We start from the raw sequence: 24761 nt of genomic DNA, 5'->3' as shown, positions 1-24761 counted from the left end.
TTGTGGGTATTCCTTTTATAAAAGATAAAAACTCGCGCTTGAAACTGTTAAAGTCGATATGAAACGACACTGATCGATAAGCAACATTGATAACGTCTAAAAATGGAGAAAGAGACGCGTGATTGAAAAACTTGAAAGCCAACTGCTTGATTTTGCACAGCAAGAGATGATACAAGATGCAGCACACGATATCAGCCACATCAAGCGCGTAGTCAAAACCGCCAAGGCTTTGTGTGCTCAAGAGAAAGCGAAGCTTGAGGTCGTGCTACCCGCCGCTTACCTTCATGATTGCTTCACCTTTCCGAAGAACCACCCAGACCGCGCTCAAAGCTCAAAATTGGCGGCAGACAAGGCGATCTCTTTCCTCAAATCTATCGAGTATCCTGCGCCCTATCTTGATGAGATCCATCACGCCATTGTCACTCACAGTTACAGTGCCAACATCACACCAGAAACCTTAGAAGCTCAAATCGTCCAAGATGCGGATCGACTAGATTCTCTCGGTGCGATTGGTATTGCACGCTGCCTATACGTGGGTCAAAGCTTTAACGCCGAACTCTATAACCACGAAGACCCGTTCGCTGAACATCGTGACTTGGATGACAAGCATTACAGCGTCGACCATTTCTACGTGAAGCTGTTCAAGCTCGCTGAAACCATGAATACAGAATCCGCCAAATTGGAAGCCAACAAACGCACCGACTACATGCGTGGCTTTCTTGAACAATTGGGCGCCGAAGTTTAACGGCTTAAAAAAAGAGACACGCGATAAGGAAGAGAGAAGGATATGGAAATAAACCGCTTTAAAGCATCCGACGCTGAAGAGATCGTCACTTGGTTTACATCCCTAGAAGACTACGTGCTGTGGGGTGGGCGAACATTTGGTTGGCCGTTAAAAGCAACCTCGATCATCGAACGATCACAAGAGCCACATGTCGAGCTATATACCTTCTCTGCATCTAAGTCATACTTTGAATCGAACGCGAAATCGAATACCGACGACTTGCTTGGCTTTATGGAATTTCAACGCATGTCAGACAGCGAACTTCGCTTCTGCCGAGTTGCGATTCACCCCAGCCTTCGAGGCAAAGGGCTTGGGCAATCCATGATAGAAAGTGCATTAGAAGCCGCGAAACAAATACCAGATATCACCACCATCAGTTTGGCAGTCTTTCAGCAGAATATCGGCGCAAAACGTTGCTACGACAAAGCGGGCTTTGAGGTGGTAGACAAAGAGCCGAGCGTGAAAGAATTCAATGGCAAAACCTGGTCCTTGTATCAAATGGAATTAAAGCTCGGTTAGTATGTTTTACTCGGCTCGATCGTTTTAATTGCCAGATTTGACCCCATATCATTAAACATTGGCTACACAGATGTAATTTGGAACCTTCAATGACCCAAGAAAAATTCGACACTATTTATCAACGTGCAGCTCACCGCAAAGGCGGAGCGGCCGAACTCGAAAAAATTGTTCGTGCACCCCTTTCACAAACCGAGCTATCACAAATCACCGACGACCGTTGGTTGGCCGCCTTTACTGAAAAGGTATTCCAGTGTGGCATTTCATGGAATGTAGTAAGAAAAAAATGGCCGCAATTTGAAGAAGTGTTCTTTGAATTCAATATCGAAAAAATGCTGATGCTGCCGAATGAAATGTGGGAACAGAAAGCACAAGACCCGCGTATTATTCGCCACCTCACCAAGGTAATGACCATCCCTGCGAACGCCACCATGATTCACAATGCCAAGCGTGAGGCGGATTCATTCTCACAAATGGTTGCCGAGTGGCCATCAGAGCGCATTACAGAACTCTGGGATTACCTGAAAAAACACGGCAAGCGTTTGGGCGGTAATACTGGCGCTTACACCTTGCGCCAAATGGGCAAAGATACTTTTATCCTATCTTCTGACGTTGAAGCGCATCTGCGCAGTACAGATGTGGTCGATAGCGGTCGTAACACCAAGCGAGCACAACTGGCAGCGGGCAAAGCCTTCAACGAATGGCAACAACAATCAGGCCGTAGCTTGAGCGAAATAAGCCAGATTGTTGCGTACAGCTGCGGTGATAATCGCGTCTAGTTTTGAGAAGAATGACTTAAAGCTCTAGATTGCACACAGTTCACTGCAAACTAAATGTTATAAGTCATTAACAAATAAGCGTGCATCGCACTTTCATCCGGTGGCATTGTATAGATAAATGTATACAATATAGAGTAACTCTCATGAATTATTCTCGACTTACCCAACTCGACTAAACAAGGGCCCTTATCTCTATGACAGCTCTCAAAAATTCTGTCTCCAAAGGTGTAAAAACGAAAGTAACAGGCCAGACTCAAGACGATGTTGTTTACTGCCATATCTTCGACGCGATACTAGAACAAAGGCTGCCACCAGCCACCAAATTAAGCGAAGAAGCCTTAGCAGAAATCTTTAGTGTTAGCCGCACCATTATCCGTCGTGCCTTGCTGCGTCTCTCTTTAGAACAAGTTGTGGTGATCCGTCCAAACCGAGGCGCAATGATTGCTGCACCGACTGTGGATGAAGCTAAGCAAATATTTAAAGCACGTGAAGTAATGGAAATTGCTATCACTGAGCTAGCCGTTAAAAACGCGACTAAAGCTCAAATCGAAGAGTGCAGAAAATTGGTCGCAAAAGAGAACTGCGCTTTTGACCAAGGTGATTACGGCTCTGGCCTACGTTTGTCTGGTGAGTTCCACATCAAACTGGCTGAAATGGCAGAGAACGCACCACTGCTCGCTTTCCAACGCAGTTTAGTATCGCAAACCTCACTGCTGATCGCTCAATACGAAACCGGTAACCACTCGAACTGCTCTTTAGACGAGCACTCAGGCTTACTGGATGCGATTGAGTCTGGCAACGAACAACAAGCGGTAGTATTGATGCACGAGCACCTAAGCCACATTCGCTCTAAGCTCAACCTAGACAGCAGCACCGCATCGAGCGACCTGCATGTCGTGTTCTCAGATCTGCTTAAGAGCAAGTCATAGACGATTCAACAAGCGATTAACAGCCATCTTTTAACAACTTTTCGTTAACAGCTTTTTATTAACAGCTTTTTATTAACAGCTTTTCGTTAACAAAATTGGAGAGAAGCAAGCCTCTGCGTTTACTTCTCTTTTTTATGCCCTCTCCCCTAAAAATAAATACGACGACCGGCTCACATCCATCTAAAATTACTGTCTAATCTAGTCTCAACAACGATCTTAGCCTCTACAGAATCACTTCCAACAGTGCCATAAACCCTGTCTTTATCTTGTATACATAGCTATCAATTCATTCACACCAAAAAACTGTTCACCTTCAATTCAACCCCTTATAAAACAGACAACTACAGTCAAAATTAAATTGTATACAATAATTCGTGAAGACCATTTGTTGCATTTTTGTAAATAAATAGTTGACCACAGGGTCAGGATGGATAATTATTGACCTAGAAGTCAAAAAGAATACACATGGAAATATGTCGATTTACAAGGAGGTCTCTTGATTACTTTTTTGCTCAATCAGGAAATAAGACGTGAAGATAATCTGTCGCCAAATATGACAGTGCTCAACTACCTTCGTACCAAGGTTAATAAAACCGGTACAAAAGAAGGTTGTGGGTCGGGTGACTGTGGTGCATGTACGGTAGTTCTCGGTGAAGTGGTTGATGGACAGCTGCAATATCGCTCGGTGAACTCTTGCCTAACTTTCGTTTCAGCGCTGCATGGCAAGCAACTGATCACAGTAGAAGATCTACAAAACCGAGATCGCTCTTTGCACCCAGTGCAGAAAGCGGTGGTTGATTTTCACGGTTCACAGTGTGGTTACTGCACACCTGGCTTCGTCATGTCGATGTTTGCGTTAGGCAAGAACAAACCCGATGCGAGCAAAGAAGACGTCATGGAATCACTGGCGGGTAACCTGTGTCGCTGTACTGGCTACCGACCAATTGTTGATGCAGCGATGTCACTTTCAACAGACCAGCCTTTAATCGACCAATTTGCTGAGCTTGAACGCAACACCATCAAGAAGCTAGAAAGTATTCAAGACACCGAGGCCAACTTACGTCTTGGTCACCTCACCGCTTTTTCCCCGAAAAGCACTGATGAGCTGGCCAAGCTTTTTCAAGCCCACCCGAACGCTAAGCTGGTTGCTGGCGGTACGGATTTAGCACTGGAAGTGACGCAATTCCATCGTGAAATTGAAACACTGATCAGCGTGAACCTTGTTGAAGACATGAAGGTATGTGAAGAGACCGACACCGATTTAATCATTGGTGCCAACCTGCCTATCAGTGATTCTTACTCACTACTGAAAAAGCACTACCCAGATTTTGGTGAACTGTTGCATCGCTTTGCTTCACTGCAAGTACGCAACCAAGGCACCATTGGCGGTAATGTGGCGAATGCCTCGCCTATCGGTGATACCCCTCCTCTGCTGATTGCTCTCGACGCGAAGATCAAACTTCGCTGCGGGGATGAATCACGCACTATGCCGATTGAAGATTACTTCATCAGCTATAAAGTGACGGCGCAGAAAGAGAGTGAATTCATTGAACAGCTCATCATTCCTAAGCCAACCAACGACAGCTTCCGAGCTTACAAAGTGTCTAAACGTTTAGACGACGACATCTCTGCGGTGTGTGGCGCGTTTGATATTCAAATTGAAGATGGCAAGGTTTCTTACGCTCGTATCGCTTTCGGCGGTATGGCAGCAACGCCTAAGCGTGCAACTCGTTGTGAAAATACGTTATTAGGCAAACCGTGGACAGACGCTAATATTAAGTTAGCGATGCAGGAACTGTATAACGACTTTGAGCCGCTATCTGATTTCCGTGCAAGCCAAGAATACCGTTCATTGTCGGCGGCCAACATGCTGCGTCGCTACTTCATTGAACGACAGAACAAAAACAACCAAATCGAAACAAGGGTAACGTCTTATGTCTAAATCAAATTCCTCTGGTCACAAGAGCAATGCGATGACCCACGAAGAGATGGTTACCATTGCAAAACAAGACCTAAAAACTGGCGTAGGTAAAAGCGTTAAACACGACAGTGCAGCCAAGCAAGTCACGGGCGAAGCGGTATACATTGACGACCGTCTTGAGTTCCCCAATCAGCTGCACGTATACGCACGCCTGAGCACGCAAGCACACGCCAACATCACCAAAATAGACCTATCTCCGTGTTACGAATTCGAAGGCGTGGCAATTGCCATTCAAGCGAAAGACGTACCGGGCGAACTGGATATCGGTGCGATTCTTCCGGGTGACCCACTGCTTGCCGATGGCAAAGTAGAATATTACGGCCAACCTGTAATTGCCGTGGCAGCTAACGATTTAGAGACGGCACGCAAAGCCGCACATGCAGCCATTATTGAATACGAAGAGCTACCCGCCATCCTTGATGTGAAAGAAGCACTAGAGAAAGAGCACTTCGTAACAGAAAGCCACACTCAACAACGTGGTGACTCAAAAGCCGCACTGGCAAAAGCGAAACACGTGATCTCTGGTGACCTAGAGATCGGCGGCCAAGAGCACTTCTACCTAGAAACTCAAATCAGTAGCGTGATGCCAACCGAAGACGGAGGCATGATCGTGTACACCTCGACTCAAAACCCGACCGAGGTTCAAAAACTGGTCGCGGAAGTGATTGGCGTACCGATGCACAAAGTCGTGATTGATATGCGTCGTATGGGTGGTGGTTTTGGTGGTAAAGAGACTCAAGCGGCCTCTCCAGCATGTATGGCTGCGGTTATTGCCCACCTTACAGGTCGACCTACCAAAATGCGTCTGCTGCGTAACGAAGACATGCAGCAAACCGGTAAACGCCACCCGTTCTACAATCAATACACAGTCGGTTTTGACGACAACGGTGTGATTCAAGGTGCCGATATTACCGTTGCAGGTAACTGTGGTTACTCGCCAGACTTATCAAGTTCTATCGTCGACCGCGCAATGTTCCACTCAGACAACGCCTATTACCTAGGTGATGCAACTGTGGTCGGTCATCGATGCAAAACCAACACGGCATCGAATACCGCTTACCGTGGCTTTGGTGGCCCGCAAGGCATGATGACCATTGAGCACATCATGGACGAGATTGCGCGTTACCTGAAAAAAGATCCTTTGGAAGTACGTAAGGCGAACTACTACGGCGGAGAAGGCCGTAACGTGACCCATTACTACCAAACCGTTGAAGACAACTTTTTACCTGAGATAACCGAACAGCTTGAACGCAGCAGTGACTATCACGCCCGTCGTAAAGACATCGCTGAGTTCAACAAGCAAAGCCCTATCTTGAAGAAAGGCCTTGCTATCACGCCAGTGAAATTCGGTATCTCGTTTACTGCGACTTTCTTGAACCAAGCAGGTGCGCTCATCCATATCTACACCGATGGCAGTATTCATTTGAATCACGGTGGTACGGAAATGGGGCAAGGCTTGAACATCAAAGTGGCACAAATCGTTGCACAGGAGTTCCAAGTCGATGTCGAACGTATCCAGATCACCGCTACAAACACAGACAAAGTTCCGAACACATCACCAACCGCAGCCTCATCGGGCACCGACCTCAACGGTAAGGCCGCGCAAAACGCCGCAATGACCATTAAGCAGCGCCTGATTGACTTCGCTTCCTCGCACTTCAAAGTGTGGCCTGAAGAGGTGGTATTTAAGAACGGCATGGTGCAAATCCGCGATGAGATCATGACCTTCAACTCGTTTGTTGAACTGGCTTGGTTTAACCAAATCTCGCTATCGAGCACTGGCTTCTACCGCACGCCGAAGATCTATTACGATCACGAGAAAGCGCGCGGTCGTCCGTTCTACTACTACGCGTATGGTGCCTCTTGTTCAGAGGTTATCGTCGATACCTTAACCGGCGAGAACAAGATTCTGCGTGTCGATATTCTGCATGATGTGGGCGCTTCATTGAACCCTGCGATTGATATCGGCCAAGTCGAAGGTGGCTTTGTGCAAGGTGTTGGTTGGTTAACGACGGAAGAGTTGGTGTGGAACCAGCAAGGCCGCTTGATGACCAATGGCCCTGCAAGTTACAAGATCCCTGCGATTGCTGATATGCCAATTGATTTCAGAACGCACCTTTTAGAAAACCGTAACAACCCAGAAGACACCGTCTTCAACTCGAAAGCCGTGGGTGAACCGCCTTTCATGTTGGGAATGTCGGTGTGGAGCGCACTGAAAGACGCCATTAGCTATGTCGCTGTCGATGGCGCGATTCCTAAGCTCAACACACCTGCAACGCCAGAACGTATCTTGATGGCGATTCAGGAAGTCACTGAAACGGCTCCGACTTCGGTCGATGCTCAATCAGAAACGGCTTAGGGCTCATATCGATCGTTTAGCTTGGGAAGCATAAAAAGGGATTTAGGAGGACATATGTTTAAGGATAATTGGATTCACGAACTGGCAAAACTGGAAGAGAACTACGAGCCATGTGTAATGGTGACGGTGCTCGAAGACAGAGGTTCCGTTCCACGCGATGCGGGCACCAAAATGCTTGTCACTCGTGACCGAATCATCGCTACGATTGGTGGTGGTCACCTTGAACATGTGGCCACTAAAATGGCTCGCGAGATGCTGATTGCCAGCGAGAAATCACTCAAAGTGGAACGCTTCAACCTCGGTGCTCGCTTAGGCCAATGTTGTGGCGGAATGGCAACGTTAATCTTTGAGCCGATTGGCACTCAGCAGAACCACCTTGTGCTATTTGGCGCAGGTCATGTTGCCAAAGCGCTGCTGCACATTGTCGCAACCCTACCCTTCCGCGTGACCTGGATTGATGAACGTGAAGAAGTATTCCCTGAAACGCTGCCACACGGTGTGAAAAAGCTAGTAAGCGACGATCCAGTCGGTGAAGTCAAACACATGCCACCGAACAGTTATTACCTTGTGATGACCCACAACCATCAGCTCGATTTCGACCTAACCAAAGCGATTATTGACCGTGAAGATAGCCGTTACTTTGGCATGATTGGTTCGCTTACGAAGCGTAAGAAATTCGACTTCCGCTTAGAGCAGCGTGGCTACAGCCAAGAACAAATTGAAACTATGCTTTGCCCGATTGGTATTAGTGCCGTGAATGGCAAACATCCCGCGGAAATTGCGGTGTCGGTTGCGGGTGAATTGATCGCACACTATCAAGGCCAAGCACTTGAACAAAAGCGCCCAACCAAACAATATCGAAATCAGGATTTGACCGTTCAACACAGTCAACCAAGCGACGTAGGCGAACCACCATTGGAAGAGAAGATCGCCTAACACAAGTCGCAAAGCTTTAGCGGCCATAAAGTCGCTGAAGTCATTAAAAGGAAGTAAACATGACAACGCAACGCAAAGCTTATCGCGCCAGTATTTTACACAGCGTCGCCGACCCAAAAGACGTCGGTATCGATGAGTCTTACGACTATTTTGAAGACGGTGTTTTAGTGGTTGAGAACGGCCATGTCGTCGACTTAGGCCATGCGGACGAAGTATTGGCTCGCCAACCTAAAACACTCGAAGTAAAACAATACAAAGACAAGCTGATCACCTCTGGCTTTATTGATACGCACATCCACTACCCTCAAACAGGGATGATCGCGTCTTACGGTGAGCAGCTTCTTGATTGGTTAGAGAACTACACCTTCCCAGAAGAAAAGCGCTTCAAAAACCCAGTTTACGCACACAAAGTGGCGAAGCTATTCCTAGACGAATTGGCAAGCAACGGCACCACCACTGCACTCGTATTTGGCACGGTACACAAAGAGTCGGTTAACGTGTTCTTTGAAGAAGCTGAGAAACGTAACCTACGCATGATCGCAGGTAAGGTGCTGATGGATCGCAATGCTCCTGATTACCTGACTGACACACCAGAATCTGGCTATACAGACTCAAAAGAGCTGATCGAAAAGTGGCATAACCGCGGCCGTTTGCTTTACGCGGTGACACCTCGTTTTGCGCCAACCAGCACACCAGAACAACTTGCTACTGTAGGTAAACTGCTAGAAGAATACCCAGACGTGTACATGCACACTCACCTTTCTGAAAACGAGAAAGAGATCGAGTGGGTGAAATCGCTGTTCCCAGAACGCGACAGCTACCTAGATGTGTATGACCACTATGGCTTGCTGCACAAACGTTCGGTATTTGCTCATGGTATTCACCTTTCTGATTGTGAATGTAAACGCCTTGCCGATACTGAATCTGCCATCGCCTTCTGCCCGACTTCTAACCTTTTCTTAGGCTCGGGTTTGTTCCGATTACCAGAGATGGAAGATCACGGTATTCGTGTCGGCGTGGGTACTGATGTAGGCGCAGGCACTAGCTTCTCAATTCTGCAAACAATGAGTGAAGCGTACAAGATCATGCAGCTACAGCATAAGAAGTTGCACCCGGCTAAGTCGCTGTTCTTGGCAACACTAGGCGGTGCACGTTCGCTGCATTTAGAAGACAAGATTGGTAACTTGGAAGTGGGCAAAGAAGCGGATTTCGTGGTGTTGGATCTACACGCAACTCAGCTGATGCGCTTTAGAATGGAACAAACCACCAAGCTTGAAGAGAAGCTATTCGTGTTGATGAGCTTGGGTGACGACAGAACCGTCAGCGAGACTTACATCTATGGCGAAAAAGCCTACGACGTGAATTTCAAAGATTACAAAAAGCTCGTTAGTTAGGCTTAAAACCGAGTAACAATCGCTAGACAGCGACAACCGTCGTTTATTAAATAATCCATCCAGATTTATCTAGCCTTTAAAGACCAGTTGCTGATGCCACTGGTCTTTTTTGTGCTTCATTCAAAGAAATATAAATTAACCGCTCACAGACAACGATCTTCGGTGACGCCAAGTCATTATATTGATAGGTTAATGTTTATACATATCGACTTTATGCTTCGTTTGGCGTCGCTCTAAAACATTCGTTTCTCAGCTGAATGGAAGCACCCAATCTAGAAAGGAATTCTATGTTCGAACAGGTCGTCAGCATTCTGTTTCCCGTTTTTGCTTTAGCCAGTGCTGGCTTTGCGGTGGGTCGTTGGCTCAAGCCCGATTTCAAACCGATCAATCGCATTAACATGGATGTCTGTATTCCTGCTTTGGTGTTTGCATCACTGACCACCATGCCTCTCGACACAGAACAACTGCCACTCATCACCGCTTCTTTGGTTGCGGTGTTGGTGCCCGCATTGTTGATGATTCCAATCTGTAAGATTTTTAAGCTCAACTTCAAAGCTTGGGCTCCGCCACACATGTTTCGCAACAGTGGCAACCTCGCGATTCCTCTGTTCACGTATACCTTTGGCGAGAGCGCATTAGCCCCTGCTGTATTGCTGTTTGTGGTGTCAGCTTGCGTGCACATTAGTGTTGGTTTGGCGCTATTAAGCGATGGCAACCCGATAAAACAGATCCTCAAGATGCCGATATTCTTAGCCGCTGCATTGGCGATGACGTTGAACTTATCTGGAATTGGTGTTTGGAACCCAATCTACGAAGCCACATCACTACTCGGCCAAGCAGCCGTGCCTATCATGCTGTTGTCGCTGGGTTCGCAAATGGTCAACTTGAGATTGAGCGGATTAAAAGTCGGCTTATTGTGCACGGCTCAATCGCTATTTACTGGGGCCATCGCCTTTACCATCATCTACTTCTTTATCCCGCTGCCAACGCTGCACCTGCAAATGATGGTGCTGTTCACCATGCTGCCACCCGCCGTGATGAACTACCTGTTTGCAGAAAGGTTCAATGTAGAGCCACCCAAGGTCGCGTCTATGGTGTTGTTTGGCAACTTCCTGAGCGTGGTCACCTTGCCGATCTTGCTATCATTCGCGCTGTCTTTGTCGCCTTAAAGAACCGCGAACCTTCCAGATTAACGACCTTTAAAACTTAGCCAATAAATAAAAAGGGAGCACAACTTAGCCAAGTTGAGGCTCCCTTTTTCAAACTATATTTTTTGTTTCTCTTACACTGTGTTTCTCTCAGCAAGCACTTCCTTGAAAGCAAACATGCCATTAAGTGCCGAAGGGAATCCCGCGTAGACCGACATCTGCAATATCACTTCTTTAACCTCTTCCTCGCTGCATCCGACATTGAGTGCCGCATTTAAATGCACCTTAAGTTGAGGAGCACAATTACCGAGTGCGGTAAGGGCAGCGACGGTCGCGATCTCTCGCGATTTTAAATCCAAACCGGGGCGTGAATAGATGTCTCCGAAGGGATACTCGATAGTATACTTGGCAAGATCAGGGCAAATGTCTTGCAGGCTTTCGATAACCTGTTGCCCTGCTTCTCCGTCTATGTGATTAAGTCTTTCTAAGCCAATGTCGAAACGTGATTGATTCATAAGTCTGTTCCTGTATTTATAATCCACAGGAACACCTTACAAGTTAGAGTCGACTCTAAGTCAACGGACTTTTCCATCTCGATACAAACTAATTTTTTCTTCCAACGCTGCCATGTGCTTTTGCTGCTCTTCGATATGGGCTCGCAAATTCTGTTGATGTTGTTCAAGTAACACTTGACGCTGCGAAGTCGATTCTGGCCCTAACTCCCTTAGCTTTGCGTATTCTAGAATCTCATCCAGTGGCATTGCGGTGTCTTTTAAGCGCTTCACAAACTCAATCCAAGTAACATCCTTCGATGTATAGACTCGATGACCGCTACTGTTCCGCTGAACATTTTTCAGCAAGCCGATTTTTTCATAGTAGCGAAGCGTATGGGCAGACAAACCCGCCAACCGAGAAAACTCACTCACATTCATTACTTCACCTTTTCTATCTGAGTAATAAGTACTAGGAACTCAAACTATGCGCACTTATCTAATTTGAGCTCTGCGGTCACTTTCGTCAAACGTAAAGCAATAGCAAAACACACTAAGTAAGGACTCACATACCAAAAGATGCTTTCTAGTGGCTGCTTCACCTGCGCTTCTCTGGTTTTTATGTACTGGTTTTTCTGCTTCTCATACTGACTCAACATACCATCCACCCACACTGCATCACTTTCAACCAGCGACACGCTAGGCGCAGGAACCGTAAAATCCGATGCGTTGGGTAACAAGGTGAAATCGACATCTTTGAACGTGATCGCCGTATTCAAATACCACAAACACGCTTCATGGTGCTGAGCGTGATTATCTAAAGATGGTTGACCGGTGCAGATATCACTTCGCAGCTTATCCAAAGAGAACTGCTGAACAGATTCTAAAATCGCCACCGCTCTGGTTTGTTCGGTTTCAACCCAATCACCAGCCACCGATGCTCGAATTTCAGAAACAGCACCCAGCATGCCGATACCCGCCAAGAACGGCCATAAATAATCCATGAGCTTCCACTTTCGTCGGCTCAAGTTGAACCCACACCAAATCGGAAGATGAAAAAGGAACGTTAGCCCTAGTGATAGCAAAACGAAATTCAAGGAGCTAGAGAGCATGAGTTCGCTATCGAAGAAGTTCTTCATAATGAGAGACTTGCCTGTATAACAAAGAGAAATTTGATACTAGGTTCGATATTAAAAAAGAGTGTAAGAGGAAAGTAAAAACAGCACCAACCATTGGGGTTAGCGCTGTTTATTTAAGCAAGTAGCGGCTTTTCCATCGGGATGCAGTCGAGGCTAATACCTCTAGGAGAGTGATAAGTGGAAAGTTCATCACCGACAAAACCACACGAACGATAAAATTCCGCAGCATTCAGGGTCGATTCTAGCTTCATTAACGGCAAGTTGTGTTGAATCGCTAATTCTTCTAGGAACTGCAACATCTGCTTCGCTGCACCTTTTCCTGCAAAGTCAGGGTCAACAAAAATAGCATCAATCATACCGGTTTCGATGTTGATCTTACCGCTGCCAATCACTCGACCATCAACTTCTGAAACGTGAAAGGTTTGGACTACATCGCTTATGAATCCATCAGACATTCCACCCTGCGTCCATATTGACAGCTGTTCTTCTGAGTAATAAGCCGAGCACTTCTCGACAATGGCACGACTTCGAATATCGAAAATATCCTGAGCATCAGACTCAGCCGCTTTTCTAATTGTAATCATAAGCCTACCTCTGGTGACTAAAAGATACTACTTGCTAGTAAATCGAATAACTACTCGGTGACTAACGCTGGAGATTGCTTCCCCTTAGCTGACATAAGATAAAAACCAACGGCACCAACAACTGAAATTAAGATCACATTAAACCAAGTGAAAGTGTACCCATAATCATCGATAAAGTAGCCAATCACGATAAAACTAGGCATAACGAAAACCGTTCGCAAGGTAATGAGCACGCCTTGAATGCGTCCACGATGACTCGAAGGGGAGTTGTTTGCTAAATATATGCCCTCTTTTGTCAAAAGAAGAACCTCGCCCGCAGATAGAAATAGCCAAGCAAAAAAATGAACAGGAATGTTGGGAAACAACATGACGAGCATATAACCAAAGGCAAACATAAAACCTGCATAGGCAAGGCTTACGGTTTCAGCCTTACTTGACGTGAACTTCATTAAGATTGGCGTAATCAGCACCACCACAACACAAGCGTAAGTCATGAGTTGCCCGAAAATAATTGGGCCTTGCTCTCCAAACACATGGCTCAAATACAATGGACTCGCCATAGTCATTTGATTTAGCGAATACCACAGTAATCCACATAGAAAAGTGAACAACAAAAGCCGTGGCCTTGATTTTAAAACTGACCAAACCGAACCAGAAACGGGCTGTTCCAGTTCACTCTCGCTGGTCGATTCCGTTCCAGGTTGCAACTTCACAAATGCAGCCACAATAAAAACACAAAAAAGAGCAGCAAAACCGTTGCCGAAAAATATCCAGTCGGTGTAATTCCAGAACAAGTAGCCAGCCATAACAGGACCAAGAGCTGAACCAAAGTTATAGGCTAGATAACTCAATGACATGACTGCATCACGATTCTGAGGAGTAGAAAGATCGGCAACTAAAGCATTACTCGCGGGTAAAGCTAAACCGCCAAAGAAATAGGCACAAAACAAGAACACAGGTACGACTACCGGAGCATCGGCGAAGAAACCACAAATAATCAATAATACAGCACACATAAACTCGCCAAACACCACGACCCGTTTATGTCCCAACCTATCGGCTAGTCTCCCACCTAAAAAGCTCCCTAAAAGGTAAGAGCCCGTCACACCCATGGCAAGGGAACCTGCGACTGTTGCGGAATAACCCAACTTATCGGTTAACAGTAAGACTAAAAATGGAACGATAAAGTTACCCATTCCCAGAATCATTCTAGCTAGTGCTAAATAATAGATATTATTCGGTAAATACCTGTAAATAGAAATGGCTGAGAAAAGCTTATGAATCATGAAGTTCCTAAAGTATGTAAGTGCTTGATTATGAATTTCTATTCGATAGTACTGAAATCTAGGCTTCTAGGTACCGCTACACTAACAACCTGAGTGCCCGCGATTAAGTCATGTAGGCAACGTTTGTCTTTACGCAAAACAAACAGATAATCTAGCGTCGTTATAAAATGACCAATTACAGGTATGTACGTAGCGATTGTCATCGGCATCATTCGTTTGCCTACTATATTGAATAACCCTATTTGTTTACCTTCCATATCGACAATCGCGATTTCCATAAGGTTTTTACCAATCGTCTGCCCCTTCTTATGCAGCAAATATCCGTGTAACAAAAAGAACACCAACCAACAGTAAGCTGAGACTACAAGTAGTTCTGTCATATCAATTTCCCCTGTATCGAATATTTTTTGAAAATAATCGGTATAGAGAAAAATTGGCGTCATCATAGCGATACCAATCAGGCCATCAATCAAACTTGCCCCTACTCGGGACGATCGAGACGAGAGTATAACTGCAGGGGTGTTTTCTATTACTTCAGACATGTCTTTTCCTAAGGTGGTATTGATTATTGGCATAGAGGAATCGATTTTTGATAGCGCCAAGTTGATGTACTGATAGACAAATCTTGAAATTAATCCGAAAAGAAAACACTTTGCTTTCAATAGATAAGTTACGCTTTATAAAATCACGCGAAACATAACACAAACCAATACATCCATTAATGCCCCATGCAATATATGTGAGCTTAGTTGCGTAAATTTAAGCTATTAAAACGTGGTAAGACAGTTTGAAGGAAATTTAAGAGGGTAAATCTTCAGAGGCTCGTTGTTTTTGCTTAACACTCTGTATTAATAAGACTTTTGTTAGTTAAAAAAATGAGATATCAGGGGCACTGTTGCTATTTCACAGCCAGCACATGCTCGATAAAGTCAGACTTTTTTTCACGGTATTCATCTTGAGGCCAGCCTTCATAAGCCAATTTGAGAGTATTGTATTGCTCCACTAATGCCGGATTCACACGTAGCTTGTCACGAAACGTTAGAAAGCATTCAAACTCAGAACCATTAGTGACCACTTGCAAGGCCACATCCTCAACGGATGTTGATTCCAACATACACAGTTCGGGTGTTCTTAACGTATCGAGTTTCTCTGTAAAGCCGAGTGTTGTAAGTCGCTCTATAGCATCCTCAAGTTCGCCAAGCTCAACTCCAACGAATATATCTAAATCGCCCTTAGATACGGCTGATGGAATCGAAGATGCGCCTACATGCTCGACTCTCGCATTAGGTATCAGCTTTCTGATGTCACGCTCATATCGAGCAAACATTTCATGACAAGCAGTTTGGTATTGTTCAGCAGGGTAGAATTTCATACTTACTCGCTTCTATGACTGGCTCTAAGCATTAAAAGCTATTGAACACACCGATGGCTAACAGAAATAGTGCGATGCTAATCGCACCGATATAAGAGATTCTGGTTCGCTCTTTTTCAGTTGGAGTAAATGAAGGGAAGCGTCCTAATGTGAATACTTTACAAACTATCCAACCAGAGCCGTAACCAATAAATTCGATCACGAGCGACTGAAACATATATCTGAAGAATGCGCTTAATGCCCTAAAATACGCGACTATCAAGTCTTCCATTTTCTGTCCTAATTAAAGTCAATTTGGAACAGAAAATGCCACGGGTAGAGTTTCATATCAAGTATCTTATGCAGGCTTCCAACTTATAAATCAAGGTTAACTAGAAAGTCACAATATATTGAAACTTGAAGAGAGCACCAAAGTTAAAACCTCGGTGCTTTTAGCGTCATACTTTATTGTCGTCAAAACCGATGATATGGAAATCAGCTCCAGACGAGCGAATTGCATTTTCTGCACTAACTAAAAGAACATCAAGTTGGGTTTTGATTTTATTCCCCGTATTGACTTCATAAACACTTTTCTGAGTATGAGGGGCTTTGTTGCGTAATTAAATTTATAGATAGAGCTACCCCATTTCGTGTGTTTCTTAGTCAATACGACAAGTTTCAGGCATACCTAACCCAGTAAGCTTGTTCAACGCTTTTATCATCGCGTAAGTCTCACCCACCTGCGCATTGTAATGTCTTAAGCTCAATCGTCCTCCTAGTAACTGTTTAACTCGATACATCGCTGTTTCTGATAGTGAACGTCTGTGGTACCCATACCGCTCTTTCCAATACTTATTTGAGCCGTATAACTTCTGGCAACCCACGGCGAGGTTTCGAGGATGACCACGCTCCCAGAAGGCTGCCCCTTCTCTTGGGGGAATAAGCGCAATGGCTCCCTTACTCTTAATAGCAGCATGACACAATCTCGTGTCGTAAGCTCCATCACCAGACACCTCAAGGATACTTCGGCGTGTTTGTTTCAGTAAGTTCGGGAGGACTTCTCCATCTGTAACCGTCGATAAACTTAGCTCGGCTGCGATAATTTCATGAGTGCTTGTATCAACGGCAATATGCAGCTTTCGCCAAACTCTACGCTTGCCATCTGTCCCGTGTTTTTTGACTTTCCATTCACCTTCGCCATAAACCTTTAGGCCAGTTGCATCAATGGCCAGGTGCTGTATTGCTCCTCTCGCTTTAGTCTTAAATGAGACCTCAACTTGCTTTGCTCTACGACTGATGCAGGTGTAATGCGGACAACTTAATGGAACATGGGCAAGCCTAAATATTGAGTCGATAAACCCTTGCAGAGCTCTCAGTGGCATAGAAAAAACTCGTTTCACCATGAGCGCTGTCGTGATAGCTAAATCGCTGAACCGACGTGGCCTCCCGCGCTTACTCTGTTTGCTTTGCGCCCACCCGTTTATTGCCTCTTCATCAATCCAAAAGGTCAGAGAGCCACGGTTAATAAGTGATTGGTTGTATTGCTTCCAGTTGGTTGTTTTGTAACGAGGTTTAGGCATAGAGCTACGAGAAGGAGTGAACGTAGCTGATCAGATCGTAGGCTCTTGATTTAGTTCCATTGAATTACGCAACAAAGCCGCCGGAAATTATAATTTATAAACACCTTATTTATTGCATGGTATTAGTAAGAAAAGTAGGAAATTATTCGTAATGGTGAGTATCAACACAGAAAATCACTTAATTAGTGTTAAATTTAACACTAAAGGTAAGGTGTAATAGAAGTATACAAAAAACAAAAAGCCCCGGTTATAGGAACCGGGGAAACAGGGTGGGATGAGTTTGGCGCGTGCCCGAAACCAAACTCTCCCCAAGCCTCACCTAAGACTCATGCTCTTAGGTAAAGGATACTGAGTACTGTTATTGCAAAGTACTGCTATTACAAAGTACTGCTATTGAAGCGTAGCGCCTTGCTCTACCCAAGTGCCGATGAGTGCGCGTTCTTCGTCGGTCATTTGAGTCATGTTGCCGAGCGGCATCACCTTAGTTGTTACGGTTTGAGCAACAATCCTAGGTACGTTGGCTTTGATCTCTTCTGGCGTATCAAACATCACACCGGCTGGCGCAGCAGCAAAAGCGGCGTGGCTTGGGGTTGATGAATGACACACAGAACAGCGCTCTTGAATGACTTTGTTAATGGTTTCAAAGCTTACACCTGCGCTAGCCGTTTGCATTGCGTGATCTGCAGGTGCAACTTGAGAACTAGCTGTCGTTGAAGCTGTGCTGTTCGAAACAGCCTCTTCTGTCGCCGATTCCGTCGCGCTTACTTGCACTTCTTGAACCACAGGTGCTTGCACAACCGGAGTCATCTGCTTTTTCGCATAAGGTGAGGTCACAAACGCAAGCGTGATCATACCCAATGCCGCTACAGGTACTGTCCATGCAAACTTCTGACTACCGTGACGGGTGTTGAAGTAGTGACGCACCAAGATGCTAAAGATCGCTAGGCCAGCAAGAATCAACCAGTTGTATTCCGAGCCATAAGTGCTTGGGAAGTGGTTACTGATCATGATGAACAGCACTGGCAGTGTCATGTAGTTGTTGTGACGAGAACGTAGTAAACCTTTCGCTGGCAATGCCGGATCCGGTTCACGCTTCTCTTCAATCGCTTTCACCAAGTTGCGCTGTGCAGGCATGATAACGCGGAATACGTTACCCACCATGATGGTACCAATGATGGCACCCACGTGGATGTAAGCACCACGGCCACTGAACACTTGGGTTAAGCCATATGTCGCAGCGACGAGCAGCACAAACAGCACAACACCAAGCAACACGGGGGTTTTACCTAATGGTGAGTCACACAGTAAGTCGTAGATAAACCAACCAGCAACAAATGAACCAATACCAATCGCGATTGCCGTTGTTGAATCAAGGCCAGAGCCCGGTGCGATCAGGTAAATCTCAGCGTTAAGGTAGTAAACCACACCCAGTAGACACACACCGGTGATCCACGTGAAGTAGGCTTCCCATTTGAACCAGTGCAGGTGCTCTGGCATCTCTGGGGGCGCAAGTTTGTACTTCTCTAGGTGATAAATACCACCACCGTGAATCGCCCACAAGTCGCCTGAAAGGCCCGTTTTTGGGTTTACTCGATTAAGGTTGTTCTCTAACCAAACAAAGTAAAATGATGCGCCTATCCACGCAACACCAACAATCATGTGAGCCCAGCGTATTGCTAAATTCAACCACTCTGTAATATGCGGATCCATAATAAACTCCTGTATCACAACGCTTTAGCTAAGCGTTGCTCTTCCTTATTGTCGTCCGTTGGCAGATCGTCCAAATGCAATGCCACTCGATCGCTGTCGAAATAAACTTCATCACAATTGTGCCCTTCGCCGCCTCTATCGACGATCAAGAACTGGTCTTGATCAGTAAGCGCAAGAACTGGGTGATGCCACACCCCTTTGTGATAGTTCACTCCTTGACGGCCGTTGCTCAAGAAAGCTCGGCTATTGGCTAATGTTGGATCGTCGCCTTTTGGCGCAACAACAATTAAATAGGGTTGACCAAGTAATGGAATGAATGCTTGAGAGCCAAGCGGATGGCGCTCTAACATTTTGATGGTCAGTGGGTAGCTCAACGGTGTGGCTTGGAAGATGCTGATGATCGCTTCTCCGTCTTGGTCTTGCACATCCGTTGTCGCTAGCTTGTGGTAGCGACGTGTTGATCCACTGTTGATCATGAAGAAATCACTATTATCGGACTCGATAACATCGCCAAACTCTGCAAAAGCCTGCTTGGTTAACGGTTCGATGGATAAACGACGTATTCCATTACTCATATCGATTTCCTTACCTATTTCGCCTTCGTACCAAACAGACGCAAACGGCTGATACCACCATCTGGGAATATGTTTGCACGTACGTGGGTAATTGCACCAAGGTCGTTTACCTCAGAAATGAATTCGTGAATCTCGTGCGCTTGCAGCTTTTGTGCAGGTAGCAGTTCACGCCAGAATAGGCTTTGTGTTTCTACTTGGTCGTCGGTACCGCCTTTCACGTAAGCGGCTTGAATTGAGCAGCTGTCTGGGTAGTTACCTTTGAAGTGGGCCGTATCAACGACGATGCGTTCGATGTTACCTGGATGACCTAGTGCCACGATAACCCAGTCATTACCCGGTGTACGACGACGCGCTGTTTCCCAACCGTCACCCATGTTTTCACCGCGGCCTGGACCTAAGATGTTGGCTTTGTTGCCGTAGTGCTCATCGCTACATGCCAATGCTCGGCCACCGTGTTCAACCGATGCTAGGTCGACTTGTTGCTGAGAATCAATTGCTTCCCAATCCACACTTGGTCGGCCATAAACACGTAAGCGCGCGACACCGCCGTCTGGATAGATGTTCAAACGTAGGTGCGTAAATACTTGGTCACTTTCGATTGCTTCAAGATGATGGTGATCACCCTGTAGTGCCATTGAAGGCAGAATTTCTTGCCACTCTGTTGAGTCAGTTGGTTCACCTTGTGGTGAATAACACGCGTCAATTGATGCCGAAGGTGGGAAGTTACCTGTGAAGAATGAGGTATCAATATCAACGCCAGCAATGGTGCCAGCTAGGCCAAGGCGAACAACACAATAGTCGTAACCTTCGCCGCGTTTACGTCTGCTTTCCCAACCGTCCATCCACTTGCCGTTATCGTCGTATAAGTCGTCTTTCCACTCTGGCGCTGCGTGGCTGAGTAGACGGCTTTTATCCGCGAAAAAATCGTCGGTTGCGAAGGTAGCTTCTGCGCCGAGTTTTTCGTCTGCAAGGTTTATGTACTGTTCAAATTTATGGGTCATGTCCGTGTAATCCTATGAAATTAATCAAGTAATAATAAAATGAGAGCTTAGTGGCTTATGTTTTTACAAATCAAAAATTTAACGCACTAAGACTGGGCTGAGATAGCTGTTAACTCCGTTAACTTACATATCCCAGAGACGAAACATCGCGATCTTGTTGATCTCTTGAATCGCCGTAGCAAACTCAGTTTCACTATCATTTCCTAATCGCATCTCGAACGACTCAAGAATTTGGTAACGATTGGCTCCCTTCACCGCCATGATAAAAGGGAAATTGAAGCGACTTTTGTAGCTGTTGTTATAAGAAGTGAATTTTTCAAATTCTTCGGCGTTGCACTGGTCGATGCCCGCCCCCGCTTGTTCTTTAGTCGACGACTCTGTGAGTTCGCCGTTTACTGCTGCTCGACCGGCTAAATCCGGGTGAGCATTGATCAAAGCCAACTGTTTGCCTTGGTCTGCACTTAACAAGGTCGATGCCATTTTCAGATGAAGATTCTCGATATGGTCGTCTTCGGCATTCAAACCTTGGTCATACACCAGTTCTGCAACCCACGGGCTGTGTTCGTAGACGTCAGCAAAATGAGCGACAAACGTATCGCGGTCCATGGTTGTTGGTTGGCATAATCGAAATTCAGTCACGTTAAGCCTCCTTGCTTCACTGCTACTTTTGCTGTTGATGATTAGCGTTATTTAGTTGATATGGATGATGTTGGTGCCAGTGGTTGGCGATATCGATTCGACGACATAACCACACGCTGTCGTGCTGTTTTACGTAATCTAAGAAACGTCTTAATGCAGCAATACGACCGGGGCGACCAATCAGACGACAATGCAACCCAACCGACATCATTTTCGGTGCGGTTTCGCCTTCCATATAAAGGGTGTCAAACGTATCTTTTAGATATTGGAAGAACTGCTCACCCGAGTTAAAGCCTTGCGCGGTTGAAAAACGCATGTCGTTCACATCAAGTGTGTATGGGATCACCAGTTGTGGATGACCGGTTTCGGTGTGCCAATAAGGCAAGTCATCATCATAGGCATCTGAGTCGTAAAGAAAGCCGCCTTCTTCTGCGACTAAGCGACGCGTATTTGGACCCGTTCGACCTGTATACCAACCTTGCGGGCGTTGCCCCGTCACTTGCTGGATGATCTCGATCGCTTTGGTCATGTGGTCGCGCTCTTCAGACTCATCAATGTATTGATAGTCTATCCAGCGATAACCGTGGCTACAGATTTCGTGGCCTGCTTCGACCATGGCTTTAGCAACGTCTGGATGACGCTCAATCGCCATAGCAACCGCAAAGACGGTCAATGGAATTTCATATTCATCGAACAAGCGAAGAACACGCCATACACCCGCACGGCTACCATATTCATAAATGGATTCCATGCTCATGTGACGTTCGCCTTTGATCGGCTGTGCTGACGGGATCTCTGAAAGAAAAGCTTCAGACTCGTCGTCTCCATGTAACAAACAACGCTCACCGCCCTCTTCATAGTTCAATACAAAAGAAACCGCGACGCGCGCATTACCTGGCCATTGAGGGTTTGGAGGGTTAGCTCCGTAACCGATCAAATTTCTTGAATAATCCTTATTCATCCAAGTACTCCTAACATAAGTGGTTGGCTTAGCCGCTCTTTAAGTGAGTCACCAAATGATTCAACCAAATGGATTCTCGATAAACAGAGCAACCTTACCCCTGTACATTTATTGTATACAATTATTTATCTCAATGTAAAGATTTTGTTATTCAAGTTAAATTTGCGCAACATTACCATTTAAAAACAACAACTTATCCAAATCAATACTCGTAAAAAAACGATAATCAAGATCTATAAATTCAGAAAAAACGATACAATGGTTAACATTTTTCCAACAATTAGCTTTACTAATTGTGTACAGTTCGTACATAGTTAGTGATAACAAAGTGACCAGTTGCATTCTCTGCAAGGTCGAAACAGACAGATAAACCACGGAACAGAGGAGCGCCAAAAGCGCTATTAAAGGACTATGGGAAGATTAACAACACACGTATTAGACACCACGCACGGCTTACCGGGCACAGAGATCAAAGTAGAGCTTTATAAGGTCAATGAAGACTCAACAGAAAAGCTGGCGACGGTGATCACCAACTCCGATGGCCGAACCGATGCGCCGATTCTGGCAGGGAATGATTTCCGACCGGGGAAATATCAATTGGTGTTCTACGTTGCGGATTATTACAAAAGCAAAGGTGTGGAATTGGATGGCGTACCTTTCCTAGACGATGTGGTTATTCGTTTCGGCTTAGATGATCCAGAAGCGCATTATCACGTTCCTCTTCTCGTCTCGCCGTACAGTTTCTCCACCTATCGGGGCAGTTAGTCCCGTGACCTAGAACTTCGAACTAGGCTCAACCATCGAATAATAAACAGATTCGTGCGTGTATCTAAAATGATGCGCGCTCACTAAACACGCTCATATAAAAATACTAACAACGTTATTAGTTAGAGAGTTGATGACTAAACAACAGATAACTAAAGAAATAACGGCTAGGAAAAAACCTTAAAACTTAATATTGAAATCTCGCTGTATTCAATAAATGGATCACAACATAAAAGGACTTGCTGACATGAGTGAGAGTAAAACAGAAATACTCAACCAAGACGCGAATAACGGAATTTTAGAGAAACTCTTTAAAATTAAGGCCCACGGAAGCAGCGTGAAAGATGAATTAATGGGGGGTGTGACTACCTTCGCCACTATGGCTTACATTATCTTCGTTAACCCACAAATTATGGCTGCGTCAGGCATGGATGCAGGAGCGGTATTTGTCGCGACTTGTATTGGTGCTGCGATCGGTTGTTTGTTAATGGGGCTATTTGCGAACTGGCCTGTCGGCCTTGCACCGGGCATGGGCTTGAATGCCTTCTTCTCATTCACGGTAGTAAGCGAAATGGGCTACACCTGGGAAGTGGCGTTGGGTGCAGTGTTTATCTCCGGCATCTTGTTCGTCGGGATGAGTTTCTACAAGGTTCGCCAATGGATAATCGAAAGTATTCCGGTGAGTCTGCGTTATGCCATGACAGCGGGTGTTGGCCTATTTTTAGGTCTAATTGGCCTTAAAACAGCGGGCATCGTCGTCGAAAATCCAGCGACTTTGGTTTCTTTAGGGGATTTTACTAAACCTGAAGCTCTACTGGCCGCTATCGCCTTCTTGATCATCGCGGTACTCAGTGAGCGTAAAATATTTGGTGCCGTGTTAATCGGAATTTTGAGTGTGACTCTGGTCGGCATGATGCTTGGCTTAGTGCATTACAACGGCTTCTTCGCTGCTCCACCAAGTTTAGCGCCTACGTTCCTTAAAATGGACATTATGGGTGCGCTTGATGTTTCGATGATCAGCGTTATCTTGGCTTTCCTTTTCGTCAACATGTTCGATACCGCAGGTACTTTGATGGGCGTGGCTGAGCGTGCAAATCTGACGAACCCTGAGACAGGCAAGATCGAAGGACTAAGCAAAGCACTGAAAGCCGACAGTATCTCAAGCGTGGCAGGTGCGTGTGTGGGTTGTCCACCAGTCACCAGTTATGTAGAAAGTGCCGCAGGCGTTGCAGCAGGCGCGCGAACTGGCCTATCTGCAATTGTGGTTGGCGTGTTGTTCTTAGCGGCGATTTTTCTATCGCCACTTGCAGGCATGATCCCCGCTTACGCAACCTCTGGCGCGCTGATTTACGTAGCGTTCGTAATGATGAGCAGCATGCAACACGTTGATTGGAAAGACTTCACCAACGGTGCACCTGCAGCTATTACTGCCCTGATGATGCCTCTGACCTTCTCTATCGCAAATGGTATCGCACTGGGTTTCATTACCTACACGGTATTGAAATTGGCGACAGGCAAAACAAAAGACGTATCAATTTCGATGTACTTCCTAGCCGCGATTTTTGTCGCGAAGCTCGTGTTCATCGGTTAATCAAATCGTTCTTGAGCCGTCGCTTAGACATTCGGTCATTTAGAGATGGCTCAAGAATGAGTGCTTGATTTGTTCACAAGCCAAGCTATCAAGACACATGCTAGAACAACATTTTTAAGAAAAAGCTAATAGTGCTAATCAGCGGAGTGCAGACGCATTCCGCTCGGTTAGTGCACCTTTTTTATGACCCTACGCAGTTTGTAGAAGTCATTATTTGACCGCCAATCGCCTGTAAACGGAAACGCAGGCAGAGGAATATCAA

At 45.7% G+C, this 24761-nt stretch carries 25 protein-coding genes; 11 read left to right on the top strand and 14 right to left on the bottom strand.

Annotated elements, in window-relative coordinates; genetic code table 11:
- Window positions 1–118: 118 nt before the first annotated feature.
- The 9 genes from AC3CHU_RS19675 to AC3CHU_RS19635 all read left to right on the top strand — a co-directional run bounded on the left by AC3CHU_RS19675 (window position 119) and on the right by AC3CHU_RS19635 (window position 10847).
- Window positions 119–745, top strand: coding sequence for an HD domain-containing protein (locus AC3CHU_RS19675; RefSeq protein ID WP_488526257.1), 627 nt, complete (start codon window positions 119–121; stop codon window positions 743–745).
- A gap of 42 nt (window positions 746–787) precedes the next feature.
- Window positions 788–1303, top strand: a complete 516-nt coding sequence (locus AC3CHU_RS19670; RefSeq protein ID WP_488526256.1) for a GNAT family N-acetyltransferase — start codon at window positions 788–790, stop codon at window positions 1301–1303.
- A gap of 89 nt (window positions 1304–1392) precedes the next feature.
- Complete coding sequence (locus tag AC3CHU_RS19665) at window positions 1393–2079, top strand: DNA-3-methyladenine glycosylase I (RefSeq protein ID WP_136974168.1); 687 nt, start codon at window positions 1393–1395, stop codon at window positions 2077–2079.
- A gap of 194 nt (window positions 2080–2273) precedes the next feature.
- On the top strand, window positions 2274–3008 hold the full coding sequence (locus AC3CHU_RS19660; protein WP_488526255.1) for a GntR family transcriptional regulator: 735 nt from the start codon (window positions 2274–2276) through the stop codon (window positions 3006–3008).
- 496 nt (window positions 3009–3504) lie between these two features.
- The gene (gene xdhA / locus AC3CHU_RS19655; protein WP_488526254.1) at window positions 3505–4950 is read left to right on the top strand and encodes a xanthine dehydrogenase small subunit; all 1446 of its coding nucleotides are present in this window, start codon (window positions 3505–3507) and stop codon (window positions 4948–4950) included.
- The gene (gene xdhB / locus AC3CHU_RS19650) at window positions 4943–7348 is read left to right on the top strand and encodes a xanthine dehydrogenase molybdopterin binding subunit (RefSeq protein ID WP_488526253.1); all 2406 of its coding nucleotides are present in this window, start codon (window positions 4943–4945) and stop codon (window positions 7346–7348) included. Before xdhA ends, xdhB begins: the two co-directional genes overlap by 8 nt.
- Before the next feature lie 54 nt (window positions 7349–7402).
- Complete coding sequence (gene xdhC / locus AC3CHU_RS19645) at window positions 7403–8284, top strand: xanthine dehydrogenase accessory protein XdhC (RefSeq protein WP_488526252.1); 882 nt, start codon at window positions 7403–7405, stop codon at window positions 8282–8284.
- A 59-nt stretch (window positions 8285–8343) separates the two neighbouring features.
- Window positions 8344–9678: a guanine deaminase gene (guaD, locus tag AC3CHU_RS19640; protein WP_488526251.1), complete on the top strand. Its 1335-nt coding sequence runs from the start codon at window positions 8344–8346 to the stop codon at window positions 9676–9678.
- Between the two features lie 287 nt (window positions 9679–9965).
- A complete protein-coding gene (locus tag AC3CHU_RS19635) occupies window positions 9966–10847 on the top strand; it encodes an AEC family transporter (protein ID WP_488526250.1) in 882 nt (293 codons plus the stop codon).
- A gap of 113 nt (window positions 10848–10960) precedes the next feature.
- Here the strand turns inward: AC3CHU_RS19635 and AC3CHU_RS19630 are convergent, their stop codons facing one another.
- The 14 genes from AC3CHU_RS19630 to puuE form a co-directional block, all read right to left on the bottom strand.
- Entirely contained in the window at window positions 10961–11341 is a 381-nt protein-coding gene (locus AC3CHU_RS19630; RefSeq protein WP_488526249.1) for a carboxymuconolactone decarboxylase family protein, read from the bottom strand.
- 60 nt (window positions 11342–11401) lie between these two features.
- On the bottom strand, window positions 11402–11758 hold the full coding sequence (locus AC3CHU_RS19625) for a MerR family transcriptional regulator (protein WP_488526248.1): 357 nt from the start codon (window positions 11756–11758) through the stop codon (window positions 11402–11404).
- A 44-nt stretch (window positions 11759–11802) separates the two neighbouring features.
- Complete coding sequence (locus AC3CHU_RS19620) at window positions 11803–12321, bottom strand: hypothetical protein (protein ID WP_054546204.1); 519 nt, start codon at window positions 12319–12321, stop codon at window positions 11803–11805.
- A gap of 248 nt (window positions 12322–12569) precedes the next feature.
- Window positions 12570–13040: a GNAT family N-acetyltransferase gene (locus tag AC3CHU_RS19615; RefSeq protein ID WP_488526247.1), complete on the bottom strand. Its 471-nt coding sequence runs from the start codon at window positions 13038–13040 to the stop codon at window positions 12570–12572.
- Window positions 13041–13090: 50 nt separating this feature from the next.
- Window positions 13091–14326, bottom strand: coding sequence for an MFS transporter (locus AC3CHU_RS19610; protein ID WP_488526246.1), 1236 nt, complete (start codon window positions 14324–14326; stop codon window positions 13091–13093).
- A 38-nt stretch (window positions 14327–14364) separates the two neighbouring features.
- Window positions 14365–14868, bottom strand: coding sequence for an RDD family protein (locus AC3CHU_RS19605; protein WP_488526245.1), 504 nt, complete (start codon window positions 14866–14868; stop codon window positions 14365–14367).
- A gap of 356 nt (window positions 14869–15224) precedes the next feature.
- A complete protein-coding gene (locus AC3CHU_RS19600; protein WP_488526244.1) occupies window positions 15225–15698 on the bottom strand; it encodes a GrpB family protein in 474 nt (157 codons plus the stop codon).
- A gap of 31 nt (window positions 15699–15729) precedes the next feature.
- Window positions 15730–15969, bottom strand: a complete 240-nt coding sequence (locus AC3CHU_RS19595; protein WP_102552586.1) for a hypothetical protein — start codon at window positions 15967–15969, stop codon at window positions 15730–15732.
- 367 nt (window positions 15970–16336) lie between these two features.
- A complete protein-coding gene (locus AC3CHU_RS19590; RefSeq protein ID WP_488524388.1) occupies window positions 16337–17257 on the bottom strand; it encodes an IS5 family transposase in 921 nt (306 codons plus the stop codon).
- Between the two features lie 390 nt (window positions 17258–17647).
- A complete protein-coding gene (locus tag AC3CHU_RS19585) occupies window positions 17648–18967 on the bottom strand; it encodes a urate hydroxylase PuuD (RefSeq protein WP_114635731.1) in 1320 nt (439 codons plus the stop codon).
- A 14-nt stretch (window positions 18968–18981) separates the two neighbouring features.
- Window positions 18982–19542, bottom strand: a complete 561-nt coding sequence (locus tag AC3CHU_RS19580) for an ureidoglycolate lyase (RefSeq protein ID WP_004732859.1) — start codon at window positions 19540–19542, stop codon at window positions 18982–18984.
- 14 nt (window positions 19543–19556) lie between these two features.
- Window positions 19557–20543, bottom strand: coding sequence for an allantoicase (gene alc, locus AC3CHU_RS19575; protein ID WP_048658943.1), 987 nt, complete (start codon window positions 20541–20543; stop codon window positions 19557–19559).
- Window positions 20544–20666: 123 nt separating this feature from the next.
- Window positions 20667–21182, bottom strand: coding sequence for a 2-oxo-4-hydroxy-4-carboxy-5-ureidoimidazoline decarboxylase (gene uraD / locus AC3CHU_RS19570; RefSeq protein ID WP_488526243.1), 516 nt, complete (start codon window positions 21180–21182; stop codon window positions 20667–20669).
- A 22-nt stretch (window positions 21183–21204) separates the two neighbouring features.
- Window positions 21205–22143, bottom strand: a complete 939-nt coding sequence (puuE, locus tag AC3CHU_RS19565) for an allantoinase PuuE (protein WP_488526242.1) — start codon at window positions 22141–22143, stop codon at window positions 21205–21207.
- A gap of 411 nt (window positions 22144–22554) precedes the next feature.
- Here puuE and uraH point away from each other — a divergent pair, with 411 nt between their 5' ends.
- Both uraH and AC3CHU_RS19555 read left to right on the top strand, forming a co-directional pair.
- Window positions 22555–22908: a hydroxyisourate hydrolase gene (uraH, locus tag AC3CHU_RS19560; RefSeq protein ID WP_017075240.1), complete on the top strand. Its 354-nt coding sequence runs from the start codon at window positions 22555–22557 to the stop codon at window positions 22906–22908.
- Window positions 22909–23155: 247 nt separating this feature from the next.
- Window positions 23156–24499: an NCS2 family permease gene (locus AC3CHU_RS19555; RefSeq protein WP_017075241.1), complete on the top strand. Its 1344-nt coding sequence runs from the start codon at window positions 23156–23158 to the stop codon at window positions 24497–24499.
- The last annotated feature ends 262 nt before the right edge of the window (window positions 24500–24761 follow it).

The organism is Vibrio sp. QJM3NY_39, assembly GCF_057785895.1.
Note: the sequence above shows the minus strand (reverse complement) of the source record. Positions and strands in the feature narration are given on the sequence as shown.